This is a genomic window from Mesorhizobium sp. M2A.F.Ca.ET.046.03.2.1 (genome assembly GCF_003952425.1).
Taxonomy (GTDB): domain Bacteria; phylum Pseudomonadota; class Alphaproteobacteria; order Rhizobiales; family Rhizobiaceae; genus Mesorhizobium.
In genome coordinates this window covers 3,719,159-3,739,679 of sequence record NZ_CP034449.1, presented here as the reverse complement: position 1 = coordinate 3,739,679, position 20,521 = coordinate 3,719,159, and the positions used below count along the sequence as shown (strand labels likewise).

Genomic DNA, 20,521 nt, shown 5'->3' with positions numbered 1-20,521 from the left:
CACTGCAATGTCGAGGCCGCGACACGCCTGTCGCTTTGGACGGCTGGAATTGCCCTTCGCGGCGCCATTCATTCTCTCAACATTTACGTGATAATGCACGCTGAGTCCGAGCCGCGTGGCAGCACCCATCCTAGGTCACTATCGGGGGGCCTTAAACCTGAACAGCTCCATCGTCGCGGCTGCTGCGGAAGCAGGAGCTATCACTGGGACCCGTACTGGTGCTTGTCAGCCGCTGAGCCGCTACTTCGTCTTAGGAAGAGCATTGTCCTTGCCAAAAGCCGGCCAGTATTTCGAGATTGCCAGTGTGGCGCCGGCTGAAGAGAAATGACCATAGTCGAAATATAAAAACTCTCCTCTATCGGAATAGGCGCAGCGTCCTGCGCTGCACAGGAATTTCAGCGGATCGATGAATGTGGCGCCTTTGGTAAATGAGCGCACACGTTCGTTGATGTCGGGGTCCATCGCGATCGGCCAGGACGTATCGTCCAGATTTTGGCGCTTGGCGAAGAACGCAATTTTCCGGACGTCAGTTGGGAACTGCGGAGACTGGCCGATGACAAACACGCGCACGCCCAGGGCACGAAGCGTAGCGATTGTTTGCTGAAGACCGTCGAAACCTCTGACCTCATAGTCACTCCATCTACCGCTGAGGATAACCGTCTTGATGTCCGCTTCCAAGATGACGTCCAAGGCCTTGCGATTGAACCGGACACAATCAAGACGATCGTAAGGGTAGTAATAGAGTATCGGCGCGCAGCTGGCGTACGTATATTCAACGATGTTCGCCTGCAATCGATTTATGTTAGCACCCAAGCCGGAAACATAGTGCGCGGCGAAGGAGTCGCCCCACAAAAAAACCGTTGTTGGAAAACCGCTGGTGCGCGTGCAATCCTCCATATTCCAGCTTTCGATCCGGCTGGTGCCCTCGTTGAAACAGATGCCATTCCTCCAGTCCCCGACGGAAATGCGCCGCTGGACATAGTCCGGAAACCGTTGCGGAAAGCCATTGCCGAGCGCCCCCGCCGCTCCGCCGGCACAAAGGACAACGATCGCGAGCGCTGAAAAGGCGAAGATAGGCCCCGGGGAGGTGAAGGCCCTCTTCTGTCGAAACGGCTGCTCTACAAACTTCCAGGAGAATGCAGCCAATGCGAGGCTTGCCACCAACATCGCACCGGTCATCAACGGATCGAGTTTTTGGAACGAAAGATAGTGCGCGAACGCATTGAGAGGCCAGTGAACAAGATACAACGAATACGAGATGAGCCCAATCCAGACCAGCGGCCGGACTTCGAGCATGCGGGTGGCGACCGTCGAGGGGGTATTTTGGCCAACATAGATCAGAAGGGCCGTTCCGATGCATGGATACAAGGCGTTGTAGCCTGGGAACGGATCACTCGCCGAAATCGCGAAGAACCCGATGGCGAGAAGGCCAAATCCGGCCACCCCCACCGACTCCATCAGGAATCGGTTGCCCAGCGGCGAGGGGCATTTGAGCATGAGCAGGGCGCCCAACATGAGTTCCCAGATTCGGGTCGGCAGCAGATAGAATCCGGCGGTGGGTGCCAGCGATGTCGCCATCACCGCCACTACGAAGCTGCAGAGAATTATCGGAAGAAGTGTCGTCAGCCAGCGCTTCCCGATGTAGCGATAGATTAGGAACATCAGGATTGGTGCGAAGATGTAGTACTGCTCCGCTACGGAAAGCGGCCAAGTGTGCAACAGTGGTAGAAGCGCGGCATCGATAGAGAAGTAACTTGACGTTTTCCAGAAGAAAACGTTCGACCAGAAGGTCGAGGTAGCTATGATGCTAAGACTGAATCCGCGCAGATCCGGTGGCAGAAGAATGAACAATGCTGCAATGCAGGTGAGAAGCATCACAAAGACGAGCGCCGGCAGAATGCGCCGGGCACGGCGCCAGTAGAAGTTGACGATGGAAAATTGGCCGCGTTCAAGGTCATCCAGGAGGCTTCCGCTGGTTAGGTAGCCGGAGATGACGAAGAAGATATCGACCCCGCTAAAGCCACCCGGGATCGCCGAAATTCCGAAATGAAAGAGTACGACCGGAAGTACAGCAACGGCCCTAAGGCCCTCGATATAGCGCCTATATTGCATCCAGCGGTTCCTTTTATTTTAGATCAGGACGCGATTGGAAGCTTTCAATCTCCGGTAGGAGTGCTGCCGAGATAAGGGCGGTATCAGCCACCTTTATCCGTCCCGAATGTTCTGTAAGTTGCAACTGGTACAGAAGCACGATCGCCATCGCCGGCCTTGACGGCCTGATTGTCGAGCAGATCGCGCGGATCGTTGACCATCACGGCCAGGTTATGTCCTGTCGAACAACCAAGCGGCTGTTTGAAGGATTCTTCATTGGGTAAGGCACCATATGAGGGACAGACCGGCGGACGGGCGTGATAGACAATCGCCTCAATTCGCACTGAGCCGGCGTCGTGTTGATCGCGCAATTGAATGTTGTCTTCTTCGATTGCCAACTGCCTGGCCTGATGGGCTACCCCTGCGCTGAGCTGGGGCGAACCGCTGATGAGGAGGTGGATGGCATCGAACCGGCCGCGACTGGCCTTGTCTAGGAAAACACGCAAACGCTGCCGTTCGGAAGCGCGCAGGCTTTGCAACGTCAGGACGGTGGTCTCCTCTCGGACAAGCATTGGTGCCGATGGTTCGACATCAACTGGCGTAGTGCTTGTGCAGCCACTTACGCTTGGTGCCAGAGCGACAAAGAGGATTATAAAACGCAACATCTTTGGATGACACTATTCGATGATGAAGCCGAGACCGCCCTGGGCGCTTGGCGCGCCCGCACGGATAGCAGCGCGGTCTCGCGGGGGACTTGTCACGGAATTCGTCGGAGCGCCCCCTCCGTTCAAAGCCGGTGCCGCCCGCTCGGTCGGTGCGCTCATCTGGTTTGGGTTGGAGCCTGGTCTTACAATGTAAGGCGTAACTAGAATGACCAGTTCTGACTCCTCTTTTTGAAACGAGGTCGAGCGAAAAAGCGGTCCCAGGATCGGCAGTTCTCCGAGCCAGGGAAAGGCCCTGACATCATTGTTGACGTTCCGCCTGATTAGACCGCCGATTGCGAAGCTCTGGCCGCTGGCGAGTTCGACGACCGTATCGGCTCGGCGCGTGGAAACTGCCGGCACGGAAATTCCGTTGATTTGCACGGCACCTTGCGTCGACAGTTCACTGACTTCGGGCGTTACGTGAATGTTGATTTGATTGTTGCTGAGAACTGTCGGCACAAATTCCAGACTGACGCCGAAGTGACGGAATTCAACCGATACCTGCCTGTTTTCCTGCAGGACAGGAATGGGAAATTCGCCGCCCGCGAGAAAGCTGGCCTTTTCACCCGACATAGCGGTGAGGTTCGGCTCAGCCAGGACGGAAGCTATATGCTCCTTGGCGAGCGCGTCGAGAACCGCGCTGACGTTGACGGCACCGTTGTCGAATCCGATTTCTGCTGTACCGCCACCCTGGGTTGAACCAGACCCAGCGCTTGCAGCGCTTCCGCTTAGAACGCCCACTTTGAAATTGCCGATTTGACCGAAGGCGGACAAGTTGACGCCGAGTGACTTCATGGCGCTGCGTGAGACTTCGGCTACGCGCACGCTGAGGTTAACTTGCAGGGATCCAGCGACCTTGATGTTGTTGACGACTTGCGCTCCGTCGCCCAGATATTGCTCAGTGACTCTTTTTGCGGTGTCGGCGACCTCTGCGTCGGGCGCCGTCCCGCTAAGGATTGCGCCGCGCGGCGTATAGTTGACGCGGATGGGATAGTCGCCGACCTGCTCCCGCAACATGGCGCGTAAATCCCCGATCGGTTGCGTGACAACGATACGCAATTCGGCGAGAGGCTCGCCATTGCCATCCAAGGCGAATAGGCTGGTCCGCCCCGATTTCTTGCCAAAGACGAAGATTGTTTTGCTCGATGGCGCCTGAAAATCCGCGATCGTGGGGTCAGCAACAAAGATGGTCGTGGCTGGCGCGGGCAGATGAACGGTCTCCCCGAGCGAAGAGGAAAGGGTCAGCGTGGCGTTGATGCTATTCGAAGCCGCATGCGGCGGGCCTTTGTCCTGCTTGTTTTGCGCCGCGACACCAAGTGGGAAAGTCACAATAAGCGCGCAGAGGAGATGGCCCAGGTAACGGGGAACTGCAGGTCTTGTAACCTTGTTGGCGATCGCCCGCCAATTGAGCGCATGGCAAGGATGTTGAAGGATCAGCAAAATAGATCTTCTTTCGATTCGACAAACTATGCGGACGAGGCGTCAGTCAATTCTAGGATGTAACCAATGCCTCGGATGGTCTTGATCCGTGGCGTTGCACCTGATCTGGTCAGATGTCCCCGTAAACGATAAATTCCGACTTCAAGCGCGTTGGCAGACACGTCGTCGTTGAATGAATAGAGGTGATCTTCCAATTGCGCACGGGGCACGATGCGGCCTGCCCGGTTAAGCAGGTGCTCTAGAATACAGAGTTCGCGACGTGCGATCATCATTGGGTGCCCATCAACGAAAACCTGGCGGGCGACCGGATCAAAGTCGAGATTGCCAAATACGAGCCTCAGGTCGGTCATCTGTGTCGCCCGGCGCAGAATGGCTCTCATTCTGGCAATAAGCTCATCGGTAGAGATGGGTTTGAGCAGAAAGTCGTCCGCACCACCGTTGAAGATCGCAATTCGCTTATCGAGATCGTTAAGGCTGCTCATAATGACGGCAGGAACTGAATGCCCGTGGGTCCTCAACTGCCTCAGCCAACCCAAGCCATCGCCATCTGGCAGAGCCAATTCCAGCAGGAGAATTTCATAGCTGGCGCAAGAAAATGCACTCGAAGCCAGTTCCAGAGTACCAACGACATCAACGACGAAGCCGCCATCCCCGAGCGCAAGTCGCATGGCGCGCGCAAGATCCGCATGATGATCCACGAGCAGCGTTCGCATTTCATCTCCTCTCGAAGAGGGACGGCCCATCGAACGCGTCACCGGCGGCCATCTGATCGGAGCACACGGCGCGCAACTCGTCGCAGCTCTCGGAACTGGTCCGAGTCGGAGGGACATGCAAGTCGCTCGGTGGCAATAGGCGCGGGTGAGGACCAACTGACGGGCTCAAATACGCCGGTCGGCGAACCCACGAGGCCAGCAACCCGCGTGCGATTTCTCGTTGCATCATCTCTCCTACGTGCAGCCCCTGCGCTCGCAAGGCAGCGTCGCGGCTCAGAGCCCGATTCCCACAGAGGGTAGGGTTAGCTTTCGAGAAACTGATTGAACAAATCGATTATTTGGATCGAATGCATCCACGGTATGGATGCAGCGCACCATCTTCAACGACTGCGGCGTCCTGATGCACTGTTGTGTCTGTCGTGCTCTGCTTTTTTCGCTGTCCTTCAAGGCTGGCGAGCCTGGTGGAACCTGCGCGTCATTGGCTTGGTAGCTTGAATGCTCAACAACGGAGCGCCCTGCGCAAAGCCGCTCTCATTTCCAAAAAGCCTTGCAATCTGGTTGGAGCACTTCGCGCTCGACACCAAAATAGGCGAGGAAAACTGACGTCTGACAGGGATGTACATGCAACAGCCGATTTGCGGCACCAGCAAACGACCGCGTTCAGGCTGAAGATCGACGACCAACGGCTCCTCGATTTCCGCACCGACCGCTTTTACAAGCTCTTCCTGTGCGGGCGGATGCCGGCAAACAGCAGCACAGGGTCAGCGAAACCGGGAGCGGGCCTGCTTGATCGCCATGATCACATTGCCGCTGTCGCGCGTGCGGAGCGGAATGCAATCGGTCCAGCCGGCGGCAATCCGGTCAGCACCATCGTCTGCACGAAGCTCCCTGACGAAGACGTGCCCGAATGCGCTCAACAAAGCCGGGCGGCGGATCTTTCCAATCGCCGAAGGTGCGGGCTGGCACCGAGCGGCGAACTGCGAACTCATTCCTGCCCGGCGGCGCTGGCCGCCGCGAGCGTCGATGCGGACCCAGCCGCTCCGAATCCTCCCACAACACGATGAGCGCGTCGCGGACATCGCTGCCGTAACAGCGGCTGCGGCTCTTGCCCGCAGACGGCCTCTGCTCACGACGGTTCATAAGACGGATCGCGCGCTTGCGAATAATAGCCGGTTACCGCCTCGAACTCATCCAGAATGCGCCGCTTGTCAACGCCGCAATAAAGCTCCACGATCGCCGCTTCACCGTGTCGCCATGCTGAGCCGCGCCATCCTTCCCCCGAACCGGAATGGCACGACCTGTCCATCCCCTTTGGAACAGGACACTATTGGTAACATTTTGCTTGAGGCAATGCGGCTCGTTGCCTTCCTTTTCGCTGACCGGAAGGGTACCGGAAGTCGTCTATCGCATTTTACCCGCTGAAAGCGGCAACACCTCGACCTCAATCGCAGATCATAGGAAATAGACGATCGCGTCGGGGCCTCAGCATCGGTTCACCGGGTTTCCGTCATCGACTGAAGCGAATTGCCCCATCGACCGTCACCGGGTGGGCCGCGATACGTCGCCGTGTATGATTAGCGAGCGCACGTAGCGGAGCCATAGCTCTCCACCCAGCCATGTTCCCCTAGTTGGAAAATGTCCGGCGGACCAGAGGTGCTGTCGTCAGCTTTTCCTGAATAGCGGCCAAGGCAATCCCTACCAGTCCATCACCACCTTGCCGGAACTGCCGCTCTTCATCGCATCGAAACCGATCTGAAAATCGTCGATGCCGATGCGGTGGGTGATCAGGCCGGAGACATCCAGCGGACCCTGCACAAGCGCGATCATCTTGTACCAGGTTTCGAACATCTCGCGGCCGTAGATGCCTTTGAGATGCAGCATCTTGAAGATGACCTTGTTCCAGTCGATCTCGAAGCCGGTCGGCGCGATGCCCAGAATGGCGATCTTGCCGCCATTGTTCATGGTGTCGATCATGTCGCGGAAAGCGGGGGCGGCGCCTGACATTTCGAGCCCGACGTCGAACCCCTCGGTCATGCCGAGCACCGGCATGACGTCGCGCAGCTTCTCCTTCGAGGCGTCGACGACATGCTGGACGCCGAGTTTCTTGGCTAGCGCCAGCCGCACCGGGTTGATGTCAGTGATGACCACTTTGCGCGCGCCGACGCATTGGGCGACGAGCGCGCCCATGATGCCGATCGGCCCGGCGCCAGTCACCAGCACGTCCTCGCCGACCAGATCGAAGGACAATGCGGTGTGGACGGCATTGCCCAAGGGATCGAAGATCGCGGCAATCTCATCGGGCACATCGTCGGGGATCGGCACGACATTGTGCTGCGGGATCGCCAGATACTCGCCGAAGGCGCCTGGACGGTTGACGCCGACGCCGAGTGTGTTGCGGCACAGATGCCCTCGCCCGGCGCGACAGTTGCGGCAATGGCCGCAGACGATGTGGCCTTCGCCCAATACACGCTGGCAGACCTTGTATTCGGTGACCGCTGCGCCGAAATCGGCAACGGTGCCGACGAATTCATGGCCCGTCACCATCGGCACCGGCACCGTCTTCTGCGCCCACTGGTCCCAATTGTAGATGTGCACGTCGGTGCCGCAGATCGCCGTCTTCTTGATCTTGATCAGCACGTCGTTGGGGCCGATTTCCGGCACCGGCACCTCTTCCATCCAGATGCCCGGTTCGGCCTTGGCCTTCACAAGCGCCTTCATCATGTTCGACATCAGGATTTCCCTATTCCGTGATTGCGCTTCTGGCGAGATAGCCTGCACAACGGGAAGGTAGGCCACTAACTCGTTTGAACGTCCGGAATGGTCAGCCCCGCCTGCTCGGCCTCGCGGCGCAAATTCTGACGGGGCCTGGGGCCGATCTGCTGGATCACCAATCCGGCTGCCAGTGAGCCAAGGTCGCCGCAAGTCTGCAGGTCGCGGCCTTGCGTGTAGCCATGCAGGAAGCCGGCGGCATAGAGATCGCCGGCGCCCGTCGTGTCGACCAGTTCCTTGATGGCGGTCGCCTTGATCACCACGGTCTCGTCGCCGCGCACGATCACCGAGCCTTTTTCCGAGCGGGTGACGGCGGCGATCCGGCAATCCTTGCGGATCTGGGCCAGCGCCTCGTCGAACGACGATGTCTGGTAGAGCGACTTGATCTCGTGGCTGTTGGCAAAGACGATGTCGACCGTGCCCGAGCGCATCAGGTCGAGGAATTCGTCGCGGTAGCGGTCGACGCAGAACGAATCCGATAGCGTCATCGACACTTCTCGGCCTGCCGCGTGCGCCAGCTTCGCCGTCTGGCGGATTGCCTCCTTGGCGCGCGGCGGGTCCCACAGATAGCCTTCGAAATAGGTGACCTTGGCGCCGGACGCCTTGTCGGCTTCGACATCCTCAGGGCCAAGCTCGACGCAGGCGCCGAGATAGGTGTTCATCGAGCGCTCGCCGTCGGGCGTGACGAAGATCATCGAGCGCGCCGTCGGCGGCTCACCCTTGAGCGGCGTGGTGCCGAAGGCGACGCCCTGCGCATGGATGTCGTGGGCGTAGATTTCGCCCAGCGCATCGTTGGAGACCTTGCCGAAGAAGGCCGCGCGGCCGCCAAAGCTGGCGACGCCGGCCGCCGTGTTGCCGGCGCTGCCGCCGGACGCTTCGATCGCCGGACCCATGCGGCTGTAGAGCAGTTCGGCGCGTTGTGTGTCGATGAGGTTCATCGCGCCCTTGATGATGCCGTTGGTCTCGAGGAATTCCTCGTCGCACTGGGCGATGATGTCGACAATGGCATTGCCGATGCAAAGCACGTCATAATCCGGCATCAAAATCTCCGCCAAAACCCGAGCCGGCTTCTTGCCACGCCGGCCGGGCGTGGTCTCGCGAGTTGAAATGGGTTGCCGCATGCGCTTGATCCAGCCGCCCTCACGCAGCTGCCGGTCCGGCTTCACGCAGCAAATCGTCAGCTTTGTCCGTCTTCTCCCAAGTGAACTCAGGCTCTTCACGCCCGAAGTGTCCGTATGTCGCCGTCTTGCGGTATATCGGCCGTAAGAGATCAAGCATCTTGATGATGCCTTTCGGTCGGAGATTGAAAACCTCGAGAACAAGGCGCTCGATCCTTTTTTCCTCGATCCTTGCGGTTCCGAAGGTATTGACCATGACAGAAACCGGACTGGCCACGCCGATCGCGTAGGCAAGCTGAACCTCGCAGACCTCTGCAAGGCCGCTGGCAACGATGTTCTTCGCGACATACCGGGCGGCATAGGCCGCCGAGCGGTCAACCTTGGATGGGTCCTTGCCCGAAAAGGCACCGCCGCCGTGACGCCCGGTCCCACCGTAGGAATCGACGATGATCTTCCGTCCTGTGAGGCCGCAGTCGCCGGCAGGCCCACCGACCACGAACCGCCCTGTTGGGTTGACCAGAAATCTGATCCCCGAAGTATCCAGGTGGGCCGGCAGGACCGGTTTTATGATCTCCTCAATGACGCCTTCGCGGACCGTGGCTTGTGAGACCGCTTCGTCATGCTGCGTTGACAGGACTATGGTATCCAGCGCCACCGGGCGGAGCCCTTCGTAGCGTACCGACACTTGAGATTTCACGTCCGGACGCAGCCAGCCAAGCTGTCCCGCTTTCCGGACCTCGGCCTGTCTTTTCGTCAAATGGTGAGCGAGTTGGATCGGCAGGGGCATCAATGTATCCGTCTCGTTGCATGCGAATCCAAACATGATGCCCTGATCCCCTGCCCCTTGCCCGAGATCCTGCCCTCGTCCTTCATCAACGCCCTGGCTTATGTCGGGCGACTGCTCGGTGAGGGCCAGAACGACGGCGCAACGTCGACCATCAAAGCCAATCGCATCATCGTCGTAGCCAATATCGAGTATCGTATCGCGGGCGACTTGGCTGTAATCGATGTGGGCATGGCTGGTGATCTCGCCAGCCACAACGACCATCCCCGTCTTCACCAACACTTCACAGGCGACGCGCGCCTTCGGATCGGTGCGCAGGACCGCATCGAGAATGGCATCGGAGATGTTGTCTGCCATCTTGTCGGGGTGTCCCGCGCCGACGGATTCGGAAGAGAACACGAACTGCCTGGTCATAAAAATGCCCTCGCTTCAAGTGCTGGAGTTAGTGAGGAGTTTCTGGATTGGGGTGGCTTATCGGTCGCGGATGCCGGGAACATCGAACGCAGTGCAGAAGTCGGCAACGTCTCTTCGTACGCTCGCATGAACTTCCTGGTCATCGGGCTGGCGGCAGACCGAGTCGATGAAAGCGGCGATCTGCACCATCTCCGTTTCGCGCATGCCCATGGACGTCACCGCTGGTGTCCCTAAGCGGATGCCGCTTGTCAGCGCCGGATGCCGCCGGTCGCCCGGGACCATATTGAAATTCGCAATGATGCCTGCACGCGATAAGCGCTCCGCATAGGCTTTGCCTGACAGCGGCCGGTCCCGAAGATCAAGGATCAGCATGTGATTGTCAGTGCCCCCAGTGACGAGTTCATAACCTCGCTCCAGAAGCGCCTGGGCCAGAGCCTTGGCGTTGTGGACGATCTGCTGACCGTAGACACGAAAGGACGAGTTCGCTGCTTCCTGCAAAGCGACGGCAAGCGCGGCGATAGTATTCATATGCGGTCCGCCTTGCAGAAGAGGGAACACGGCGCAGATTGTGTTTGCTCTTCGGATGATGGAGGGGCTGATAACGGTCTTCATTCCTTGATAAAATGAAGCCACCCCGGGGACCGCGGATCGACTTGTGAGAGGTGCTGGTGACCACATCGCAATGGGACACGGGGTTCGGATGCACTCCTGCGACAACCAGGCCGCAGATGTGGGCGATGTCAGCCACCAGATACGAGTTCACCTCCGAAGCAATTTCGGCCATTGCCGCGTAGTCAAAAATACGCGGATAAGCAGTTCCGCCGACCCAAATTAGCTTCGGGCGTTCCCGCTTGGCGGTCTCGCGCAAGTGGTCATAGTCAATTTGCTGTGTCTTTTCGTGCAGCCTGTACGGGACGCGCTGATAATCGCTGCCGGAAAAATTGACGGACCAACCGTGAGTCAGATGGCCGCCTTCGGGTAAAGGCAAGCCCATGACTTTGTCACGGGGGCTCAAAAGCGCGCGATAGACAGCCTGGTTGGCTGGCGAGCCTGAATAAGGCTGGACGTTGGCGTGTTCACTGCCAAATAGCGCTTTCAGGCGCTCGATCGCGAGGGTCTCAAGCTCATCGACGATCTCGTTTCCGGCGTAGTAGCGCGCACCGGGGTATCCCTCGGCATACTTGTTGGTGAAAATCGACCCGGTCGCTTCCAACACCGCCGAGGAGGCAAAGTTCTCGGAGGCGATCAGTTTGAGAGTTGTCCGCTCCTGACGCTCCTGTCTTAGAAGCAGTTCGTGAACGCGGGAGTCGACGGCGGCTAAGTGAGGCCGCCCGTAAGTGTCGGGCTGCGCGATGGCGCCGCCGGCGGAGTTATCCATGGTAGTCGCGCTCCATTTGGACTGATCTATTTCACGATCAAGCAGGCGGTCCCTTCAACCGCGCGTCTTGTATTGCTTCCAGGCGTTGTAGGTCTCTTTTATGATGGCCATCATCGTGGGGCAGGAGATCGACCACCAATTGAGCCAGCCCGCCATCCTTGCCTCCTGCTTGCATATGGTACGAAGACTGCGGACGTTGTTCGTTGCAGCAAAGAAAGTTGGCTCTGCCCAGCCGCCGAACGTGGCGTCGAACCTGCTCGCGAGGCAGACTGGTAATATCGGCCAGCTCGCCGACGGTTAGATCCGCATGCGCGCAAAGGCCCAGGATTCGAAGGCGATCAAGATGCGCTGCCGTCCTTAGGCGATTTACCAGTGTCAACATTGGTTGGCATCAACCCGGACGGGATGCAGCAAGCCGCTAGCCCTTCTATCCCCATCAATCCGCATGAGACCTCTCTCGTCATTTGCTGTAAATCCGCTGGTATGGATGCTAATGGAAGATGGATCACAGTCCTTTCTACGACTAAGACGCCAGATATTGGGGCTAATGTACCACCTGACAGGAGACTACACTCACGAACATTATGTGAATTTTTTTAACGTTGCTGAGAATCAAGGGTGAGGTTTGGCGAATGTCTCGCCGTCGACTGTCGAATCCTGCCCGACGGGATTATGGGGTGCGTAGCCTGCTTGTCCTTTCCACATGACCAGCGACGATGGGGCGGAGGCGGCAGACATAGCTCTGGAGCATGCTGCGGTATCTTTGGCCTGAAGCCGAGGAAGGCGGACCGTGGCTTCCGCGCCGCTGCCGGGAGCCCGCGAACAGGCCAAGTTGATCAGCCGGGTGTTGCCGTCATAGAGCGTGAGACCCAAAGCTGGCCAGCCGCGCCCTGAGGCTGACGCACCGCTCAGCGTCCACCTTGCTCTCGAAGCCCATCGGCATAGCGCCGATAACGACTTGACCGCGTGCGTGTCGACGAGCGATCGGTGAGCGCAAGGATCGAGGGTGCAGTGCAGGATAATGCTGTTTTAAATCAGCGCTGTTTTCAGCCGACTGCCTTGAGCGTGGGCACAAGGATATAGGCCCAAGGCAGGAGATCATCGTCTGCTGTTCGGGAGGCCGCCCTGGGCGCGCGACAGCCGTTCCTTCGGCTGCGCCGCTCCGCCACCATCCGCGCCGTGCCTTCCGGAGACCATTCCCGCTGCCGGCCGGCGCCCGTGAAAACCTCGACCCGGCGCACCGGCTCGAGATGGCTGGGCTCAGCGTAACTCTGAAGTCGTCATATACCGAAGCCTTCACAGACTTCGGACATCCCCCTCACAGTCCGATCCAGATGGCGTCAGGAACACCGCTGCGTTGATGCGGATGAACCCCTGCTTGTGCCACAATGACCCTTATGTCAGCGCGCGAGCCAAAGCTTCCGCGCAAGGCGACGGCTAGGATAAGGCAATGCCGACGAAGGGCACATTGCTTGCCACACTCTGGAATGATGGCATGCTCGGAAGGCCTAGGCTTTGCTCAGGGCCGCCTGCAAGGCGCGCTTTGAGGTTATTCACATAGCCTTCTGCGTAGTCCTGCGCCGTCGAGACCGAAAGATCAATGCCTGCCGCCAAGGCCTCTTCCATCAGGTGCTTTACGAGCCCATTTCGAATGGCCAGCTTGACCTCGGGGCCTGCGATAAGGCCGATCGCCTGCGCGGCCATATTGAGGCCAGCTTCCTCCAGCGCTCGCTTCATATCGCCTCCGTTAATGGCCGTACGCAGGAGATTGGCTGCTTGCGACTCAGCCTCGAGAACCATCGAGGCAAGATCGGCTACTTGTCCGAGGCCCGGAATGAAGCTGAGCAGTCCCACCGCCGTTGCCGCCAAGTCGAGCACTTTCGTCTCGATTTTGAGCACGGAGTCGACGACGTGCATGACGGCCCCGCCGTTCTTTTTGGCTGACTTAATGTCAGGCTGGTCCATCAGGCCCATCTTCATGTCCGCGACGGCATTCTGCTCTTCTGCGGTTTGGGCGCCGTGGGTGATTGGCTGCTGAACGTTGCGGTTCGCAGACGACATGTTTGTGCAAAAATGGGCAAAGTCTTTTTTGCTGATATTGCCGGAATCAACCGTATGCCCGCCGCCAAAGTCGAAGAATTTATGATGGGTCTTATAGCCCGTGATCGAATTGTTCAGGAGGCCAAACAGAAGAGGATCTGAAAGGAGCTGAGAGGCTGCTTCCCGCACTTTCGGATCAAGGCTCTTGTCGTCTTTCATTTTCGCCAGTTTGTCGCGAGTCAGAACACCGCTTCCAAAGAACGTGTCCTGATGGTCCTTGATCATCTCGACCGTATTCAGCTCAGTTTGCGTGAGGCTCATCGACGATGAGGCGACTTGCAGGAAATCCTCTTTGTGCATCTTCCCTTTCGAGCCACCGCACAACTGGTTCCAAGCATCGGGGTGATCGAGGAAATATTGCGCCGCCGCAATGACCTGGGGCGGAAATTTGCCGTTTTTCGATTCGCCGCCGACCATTTTCTTGAACTCATCCAGACTCAGGTCCTTGGACAGATTTTCGGAGTACCGGTAAAACTCCCGCAAGGCATCGCTCAAGGTCATGACCGAAGGCTGCAAACCTCCGCTGCCGTCGGATGGTATGTAGTTCTGCTCGTAGCTTCGCGCTTGGGCTTCCTGAAATGCAGCAACTTGTGGGTGGTGGTTTGAAAATCCGGCCAAGTCCTTGGCGTTGATCTTGCCTCCACAGCGGCCGTCGCCCTGCGAGCCAATCGCATAAAAAGTCCCGAATCCTGCTGCAGTCCCTGGATCGCCGCTTTCAGATCCGGTGGCGTAGAGGGATCATTGGCTTTGTCGGTCAACGACTTCCAAGTAAGCGGGCATTGGTCCTTGTGACGGTTGAGTACCGCAACAATCTGCAACTCAGCCGTGGTCAGCGACCCACCGTTCCACGTGATTCCGGGGCTCGGCCTGGGAGCCGGCTCGATCTTCGGAGTGACGCCGAGCAGATGTTGGGCTTCAGTCGCCTTGGAGCGTTGCGATTGGTCCTCCTTGAGAGCCGCCCTCATATTTGGCGGCAGCAGATCCAGTGGGTGTTGCTCCAAGCCATTCAATGTCAAGACATCCGGTGCCAGATGGCCCAAAGGGTCCTGCCGCAATTTATCCATTGTCGAATCAAGATTCGACGCTGGCAGATCCCCTTGCGCGAAAGAGCCGGGCTTGTCTGCCAGCACACAAGTGGACAGCATCGCTTCGAAGCACGATGCACTTTGCTGATGCTGGGTCGCAAAATGGGAAACTTTCAGGCCCGGCCAACCCCTTGCGGACTGTAGCGAATTTGAGCGGTAGAAAGTTGAAAGATTACTGGCCGACATTATGCATCCTCAGACGTGACGTTGAAATCCCCACAAGAGACCCCGACAGAAGATCCCTTGCGTTTCACAAAATTCGACAATTCCAAGCGTCGGCAGGTCACGAATGCGCCTGCCCTGCCTTCAATTGCTGTGTTCCGGGCCGGCTCCAAGGTTCGGTCCAACACAATGGCCGGAGTCACCGCGAGAGCTGCCGGGACTCATCATGAGCGGATTAGCTTTCGAGAAACTGACGAGTTTGCGAAGAGTTCACAAAGGGGTAGCCGCAGTCATGTTCTTCAGAGCTGCGGGAAATCCTCAATGTTCATTTCTTGCCCAGCTCAGGCTTCCCGCCAACGCTATCCTGTTGTGGGATGTCAGAAGAATAAGAAGCATCCGGTCGTCCGTCGCGAACGACCGTAGTGGAGGAGCCGCGAAACAAGATCAGCACTGATTCCTTTGGCGTTGCCGCTATGTGAGTCTGCGCCTGCGCCTGCGCCACCAAGCCGTTAAAGGTCTGCTCCACGAGTGCGACGAAGCGCGGTGGACCGGAAACGAAGACGAGGCCATTGCCTGGCACGGGTTTGACCACATAGCGCTCGTCGGAGATATCAAGCTTGTCGAGAGCCCCCTTGAACGCATCGAAGCGAATCGACGTCATCAAAAGCATTCGAGTTTGCGATTCTTGTGCAGCAGACACATAGAGCACAAGGCCGTCATAGTACCATTGTAGACCGTAAAGGTTCGTCAAGCGGTCGAGGAACGCGCGCGGTGGCAAATCAGGCATACGTCCGCGAATTCGCCCCTTCACCGCAGGACTGATGTTGACCCTGATATTCAGGTTGTTGCCGAATTCCTGCAACGCTGCAGCGAGCTCCTGATCCAGAACCGTGTATCTATAGGGTGTCGCCGGAAGGGACAGCGGGACTGCATGCGCCGGGTGAATCCCGGTGGACAGAAAAAACCCGGCACAAAGAAGTCTCAAAACATGCAGGGTGACGGGTTGGATAAGCGTTCTCGGCATGTCGCACTGATAAACCAAACGCTGAAATCATCACAAGTGACTAAATTGCCGAAGAGATTTTAGATTGTCGAAATGACGCCGCCGTTAGTCAGCTTGTTGTCAGCTTGCCCCCCTAGGAGTGTTGCGCCGACACCGGGTGATGAATGGGCGGGGCTCGCCCGGTCAGAGAGAGCAACCGAGTCCTTACATGATGATGCCTGTCACGTCGATCTCTGCCACTCTAACGGCTGGCCTCCCCAGGGTCGGATCACCGTCGATTGTCGAGCAGGCCCAGTTTGAGCGCGCCTTAGGGCATGCAGCCGACTCGCTGAAAAACGATGCCGCCGCGGGGCCAGCGAGTGCGGCGCCAGTTGCTGCGGCGATGGATGTTCAGCGCGCGGCTGCGCCGACGAGCGGCATGGGCGATCGCGTGTTGCAGACGATTTCCTCCCTATATCCACACAACACTGTTTCCTTCCCCGCGCTCGACCATGACATAGCCCTTTCGAAGGGCGCTCTACCGGGACCGGCGCAGAAGCTTCCCGTTCCAGGTGAGGCGGGAACCGGAATCTCGGGCATTCCCCAACAAGGGCAAGACTTCGAAACGATGATGGCTGGTCTTCGGGATGTTTACAACGGCGTCACCCAGGTGGCGCTTATCTCCAAAGGCGTCAGCGGCGTCACATCATCCGTGAATAAACTTTTGAAGGAAGGCTGAACCGCGCGCATGATTGGCTTGGCCGAGGGCGAAATCATGCGTGGCCTGTCAGGGTGGCGGTCGGTTAGACTTGTCATGCTGCCAGTTCTCGTCGCCCTCACTGCTTGCAAAGCCGACCTCTACACGCAATTGCAAGAGCGTGAGGCAAATGAAATGCTCGCACTTCTTGAAGACAACGGGGTCGCCGCGATCCGGGTGGTCGCCAAGGATGGAACCAGCACGATCCAGGTTGACGAAAAGCTGCTCGCCTTCTCAATCAACCTTCTGAACGCCAAGGGGCTGCCGCGCCAATCCTTCAAGAACCTCGGTGAGATATTCCAAGGATCAGGCCTGATTGCCTCGCCGACCGAAGAGCGTGCCCGTTACGTGTATGCCCTGAGCGAAGAGTTGTCGCGGACGATCAGCGATATCGATGGCGTTTTTTCTGTACGTGTTCACGTCGTGCTGCCGCATAACGACCTTGTGCGAGCCGGTGCCACGCCATCCTCGGCCTCGGTGTTTATCAGGCACGACGCAAAAACAAATGTCGCGGCTCTGCTGCCAAAGATAAAGATGCTTGTAGCCGACAGCATCGAAGGCCTGTCCTACGATAAGGTGGAAGTGGTTTTGGTGCCGGTAGAACGGTCCGCACACGAGCAACGGCCCGATCCGACTGCTGTTTTGCCACAAGCATCACTACCTCTTCCTGCGCCACTTCTGGCGACCGTAACAGGTTTTGCCGCAGCCGTATTCGCCGTGGCCTGTTATCTCTTGATCGGCGTTGTTACGCGTCGGCGCAAGCAATCAACCGGCGTTTCCAAGGTCGAGGGGCGCCGGGATGCTTCTGCTGTCGAGGCCATTCGCAAAAGAATGCCTGCAATTGGACGTGGGTGACATCTCATTGCCAATGCCTATACAGACCGCCCGACCTGATGGTCCGCACTTTCCGGGCGCGAGCGAGCTTGCGGCTTCGGCCCATCCAACCCGTCTTGCGGCGCGTCTTGATCCAGCGTTATCGGCCGAAACGTTAGTGAAGTTGCAGAAGTGTTCCAGACTGCATCCAAGGCTGGCAGAATTGCTGGGCAACGATGACGTGGATCTGAACCACATCGGCTGCAGGCCGGACCTTCTACGCGGGCATGATCCATATCGAGCGGCCCTTCTTGCTGGTAGTATCTGGCATGCCCGTTCGCTGGTCGCGTTTGTCTCTCAGCCTGAGCTTGCCATCCTTGTTAAACGCATCGGCGTGGATGCACACGCATTCGGAATCCGACACCTGCTGCATGCTGTTGACAAAAGACTGATCTCGGACCCAGAAAAACTCGCTCAGCAAATCGAATACGATGGACACGCATGTCTTGGAGCTTGGCTCCAGGACAGTTCAGCGACCGAGCGTAACCGCGTGCTTCTTCGATTGCCCGAGGGGACTGCCGCGGAGACTCCAGCACATGAGCATTGGACCGCCGCCGGCCAATTGCTTTCACTTGTAGTAGCTCATTTTGAGACAGAGACCCCGGTGAAATGACAGTCGAACTTTCCGAGGGGCCAATAGCGCCGCAGATGCGTCCAGTCGGACCACTGATACCCGCGAGCGAGCTCGAAACCTGGCACAGCGCCGCGCAAGCCCTTGCCGCGGCAGAACGGCATCGGCAGCGCGTTCGAAACTGGGCACGCGCGGTTTACCAGCGGGCGTGGGCGCGCGGCCACATGGAGGGCTCGAATGCAGGCACCGAGGAGATGGCAGGGTTGATTGCGGAGACAATCTCCGAAATCGCGCGACGAAAGGCGGCTCTGGAGCAGGAATTGCCGCAGCTCGTGATGGAAATATTGAGCGATCTTATCGGCGCTTTCGATCCGGGCGAGCTATTGGTGAGGGCTGTTCGTCACGCCATAGAGTGTCAATACAGCGGCGCCGACGTTTGCCTTCATGTTTCTCCCATGCAAGTCGACATGCTTGCACGAGAGTTTGCTCGATGCGACGGCCAGGATGGTCGACCAAGGGTGCGGATCGAGCCCGACCCGACATTGTCGCCGCAACGCTGCGTGCTGTGGAGCGAGTACGGCAATGTTGACCTTGGACTTGACGCCCAGATGCGCGCGCTGCGCCTTGGTTTCGGGACGCTCTGTGAGAAAGGCGAGCTATGAGAAAGCCCGTCCCAGAACATAACGCTGACGCCGACACTCGAGCTCTCGTTCCAGCAATCTCGTCTTTGAGGGCTGCGGCCAAGCGAATTGACACGCGTGCGGTGCGCGGTCGGATCACGCGGGCTATCGGCACACTGGTTCATGCCGTCTTGCCAGACACTCGTATTGGGGAACTTTGCCTCCTAGAGGACCCGCGAACCGGGCTGTCGCTCGAGGCCGAGGTGATCGGCCTGTCGGGTGATGGTGTATTGCTGACACCGATCGGGGACTTGGTGGGCCTATCCAGCCGCGCAGAGGTCGTGGCCACTGGCCGAATGCGTGAGGTGCCCGTCGGCGGCGATTTGCTCGGTCGCGTGATCGACAGTCGTTGCCGCCCATTGGACGGCAAAGGCGAAATCAAGACCGTCGAAACTCGGCCCCTGCATGGCAGAGCCCCCAATCCGATGACGAGGCGCATGATTGAGCGGCCATTCCCGCTTGGGGTCCGTGTCCTCGATGGTCTGCTGACGTGCGGCGAGGGCCAGCGGATCGGGATTTATGGCGAGCCAGGTGGTGGCAAGTCGACGCTGTTGTCACAGATCGTAAAGGGTGCCGCCGCTGACGTCGTCATAGTGGCGCTCATAGGCGAACGTGGACGGGAAGTTCGTGAATTCATCGAAAGGAATCTTGGTGAAGAGGGCCTTCTCCGTACGGTCGTCGTGGTTGAAACATCCGACCGCTCGGCGGTAGAGCGTGCGCAATGCGCTCCAATGGCGACTGCGCTCGCGGAATATTTCCGCGATCAAGGCCTACGCGTTGCTCTCATGCTGGATTCGCTGACGCGCTTCTGCCGCGCTATGCGCGAAATAGGCCTTGCTGCGGGTGAGCCGCCGACGCGACGGGGCTTTCCTCCTTCCGTTTTTGGCATGCTGCCAGGCCTGCTCGAGCGCGCCGGCATGGGTGAGCGGGGCTCAATCACGGCCTTCTATACGGTGCTTGTAGAGGGTGATGGCACGGGTGATCCAATCGCCGAGGAATCGCGTGGTATTCTCGATGGCCATGTCATCCTCTCACGCGCTATTGCGGCGCGATCGCATTTCCCCGCTATTGATGTGCTGCAGAGTCGCAGCCGCGTCATGGATGCAGTCGTTTCGGGGACACATCGCAAGGCAGCATCCATTTTCCGCGAGCTCCTGTCGCGCTATGCCGAGACCGAGTTCTTGATCAATGTTGGCGAATACAAGCCAGGTGGAGATCCCCTGACTGACCGGGCTGTCGCGTCAATCGACGAACTGAGGGAGTTTCTGCGCCAGAGCGAAGATGACGCGTCAGATTTCGAGGAGACGGTCGCATGGATGTCGCGTCTGACCGCGTAAACTGGATTCAGTCTTCGAGGTTACGGCTTCTGAAGGAAATGCAAGAGCGTCGTGCCCTTGGCGAGCTGTCCAAGAAGGAAGCCCAGCGCGATGTGGCCGCCTCAGCCGTACAAAATGCCTCTAGGGAGCTTGCAATGATACAGCAACATTGTTCAAGAAAAGAAGCAGCGCTCTATCAGCATCTGATGTCACTCGACAACTTGTCTAGCGCAGCGCTCGACCGTCACCGCCTTCACACTGAACAACTTGCCGCTGAGATCAATTCCAGACGGCAGATGCTTGATGATACCCAAATCGCTCAAGAGGAGGCTGAGATGGCGGCGTCCAGGACGAGGGAGCTATGGGTCATATGTTCGGCGGCAAGGGACAAATGGCAACAAATCGAGGACGACGTGCGGCGCGCCGTCGAGACTCATTCGGAGGCCGCAGCCGAGATCGAGGCCGACGATGAGATACTGCTGAAATATGCGAGGGGGTCGCTTGCCTAAATGCCGCGCAACCGGATCCGACGGTCGCAAGAGGTCGTCCGAATGACACGACCGTGCAGTCTTTGATAGGCGCTG

General features: G+C 58.3%; 15 protein-coding genes and 3 pseudogenes. 7 read left to right on the top strand and 11 right to left on the bottom strand.

The window, feature by feature from the left end:
• Positions 1-240: 240 nt before the first annotated feature.
• From EJ072_RS17815 to glyA, 9 genes and pseudogenes are all read right to left on the bottom strand, one after another.
• Positions 241-2,112 carry an acyltransferase family protein gene (locus EJ072_RS17815; protein ID WP_126080682.1) on the bottom strand — a complete coding sequence of 624 codons (1,872 nt, stop codon included), beginning with the start codon at positions 2,110-2,112 and terminating at the stop codon, positions 241-243.
• A gap of 83 nt (positions 2,113-2,195) precedes the next feature.
• Positions 2,196-2,756, bottom strand: a complete 561-nt coding sequence (locus EJ072_RS17810; protein WP_063169261.1) for a CpaD family pilus assembly lipoprotein — start codon at positions 2,754-2,756, stop codon at positions 2,196-2,198.
• Between the two features lie 12 nt (positions 2,757-2,768).
• Positions 2,769-4,190, bottom strand: coding sequence for a type II and III secretion system protein family protein (locus EJ072_RS17805; RefSeq protein ID WP_050580548.1), 1,422 nt, complete (start codon positions 4,188-4,190; stop codon positions 2,769-2,771).
• Between the two features lie 71 nt (positions 4,191-4,261).
• Complete coding sequence (locus tag EJ072_RS17800) at positions 4,262-4,948, bottom strand: response regulator transcription factor (RefSeq protein WP_024505585.1); 687 nt, start codon at positions 4,946-4,948, stop codon at positions 4,262-4,264.
• Between the two features lie 812 nt (positions 4,949-5,760).
• Positions 5,761-5,929 (bottom strand): annotated as a pseudogene (locus EJ072_RS36900) (transposase); the annotation flags it as partial.
• A 714-nt stretch (positions 5,930-6,643) separates the two neighbouring features.
• Positions 6,644-7,678 (bottom strand): L-threonine 3-dehydrogenase, encoded by a 1,035-nt coding sequence (tdh, locus tag EJ072_RS17790; protein ID WP_126080681.1) that lies wholly within the window; start codon positions 7,676-7,678, stop codon positions 6,644-6,646.
• 65 nt (positions 7,679-7,743) lie between these two features.
• Positions 7,744-8,757: an adenosine kinase gene (locus tag EJ072_RS17785; protein WP_126063919.1), complete on the bottom strand. Its 1,014-nt coding sequence runs from the start codon at positions 8,755-8,757 to the stop codon at positions 7,744-7,746.
• Positions 8,758-8,857: 100 nt separating this feature from the next.
• Positions 8,858-10,033, bottom strand: a complete 1,176-nt coding sequence (metK, locus tag EJ072_RS17780; RefSeq protein WP_063169265.1) for a methionine adenosyltransferase — start codon at positions 10,031-10,033, stop codon at positions 8,858-8,860.
• Between the two features lie 57 nt (positions 10,034-10,090).
• Positions 10,091-11,411: pseudogene (gene glyA / locus EJ072_RS17775) on the bottom strand (serine hydroxymethyltransferase).
• A 100-nt stretch (positions 11,412-11,511) separates the two neighbouring features.
• Here glyA and EJ072_RS36040 point away from each other — a divergent pair.
• Entirely contained in the window at positions 11,512-11,712 is a 201-nt protein-coding gene (locus EJ072_RS36040) for a hypothetical protein (RefSeq protein WP_024505365.1), read from the top strand.
• A gap of 1,136 nt (positions 11,713-12,848) precedes the next feature.
• On the opposite strand, the pseudogene EJ072_RS17760 reads toward EJ072_RS36040, so the two are convergent.
• Positions 12,849-14,476: pseudogene (locus tag EJ072_RS17760) on the bottom strand (HrpF/NolX family T3SS translocon protein).
• A gap of 607 nt (positions 14,477-15,083) precedes the next feature.
• Entirely contained in the window at positions 15,084-15,782 is a 699-nt protein-coding gene (locus EJ072_RS17755; RefSeq protein ID WP_024505367.1) for a secretin N-terminal domain-containing protein, read from the bottom strand.
• 187 nt (positions 15,783-15,969) lie between these two features.
• On the opposite strand from EJ072_RS17755, the gene EJ072_RS17750 reads away from it, so the two are divergent.
• From EJ072_RS17750 to EJ072_RS17725, 6 genes are read left to right on the top strand one after another with little or no spacing between them, the layout of a single operon-like run.
• Positions 15,970-16,479: a nodulation protein NolB gene (locus tag EJ072_RS17750; protein ID WP_024505368.1), complete on the top strand. Its 510-nt coding sequence runs from the start codon at positions 15,970-15,972 to the stop codon at positions 16,477-16,479.
• Positions 16,480-16,488: 9 nt separating this feature from the next.
• On the top strand, positions 16,489-17,352 hold the full coding sequence (gene sctJ / locus EJ072_RS17745; RefSeq protein ID WP_024505369.1) for a type III secretion inner membrane ring lipoprotein SctJ: 864 nt from the start codon (positions 16,489-16,491) through the stop codon (positions 17,350-17,352).
• Entirely contained in the window at positions 17,297-17,983 is a 687-nt protein-coding gene (locus tag EJ072_RS17740; RefSeq protein ID WP_269470858.1) for a nodulation protein NolU, read from the top strand. The genes sctJ and EJ072_RS17740 overlap by 56 nt, the downstream gene beginning before the upstream one ends.
• On the top strand, positions 17,980-18,603 hold the full coding sequence (sctL, locus tag EJ072_RS17735) for a type III secretion system stator protein SctL (RefSeq protein ID WP_024505371.1): 624 nt from the start codon (positions 17,980-17,982) through the stop codon (positions 18,601-18,603). Before EJ072_RS17740 ends, sctL begins: the two co-directional genes overlap by 4 nt.
• Complete coding sequence (sctN, locus tag EJ072_RS17730) at positions 18,600-19,958, top strand: type III secretion system ATPase SctN (RefSeq protein ID WP_024505372.1); 1,359 nt, start codon at positions 18,600-18,602, stop codon at positions 19,956-19,958. The genes sctL and sctN overlap by 4 nt, the downstream gene beginning before the upstream one ends.
• A complete protein-coding gene (locus EJ072_RS17725; RefSeq protein ID WP_032899688.1) occupies positions 19,934-20,446 on the top strand; it encodes a hypothetical protein in 513 nt (170 codons plus the stop codon). Before sctN ends, EJ072_RS17725 begins: the two co-directional genes overlap by 25 nt.
• The last annotated feature ends 75 nt before the right edge of the window (positions 20,447-20,521 follow it).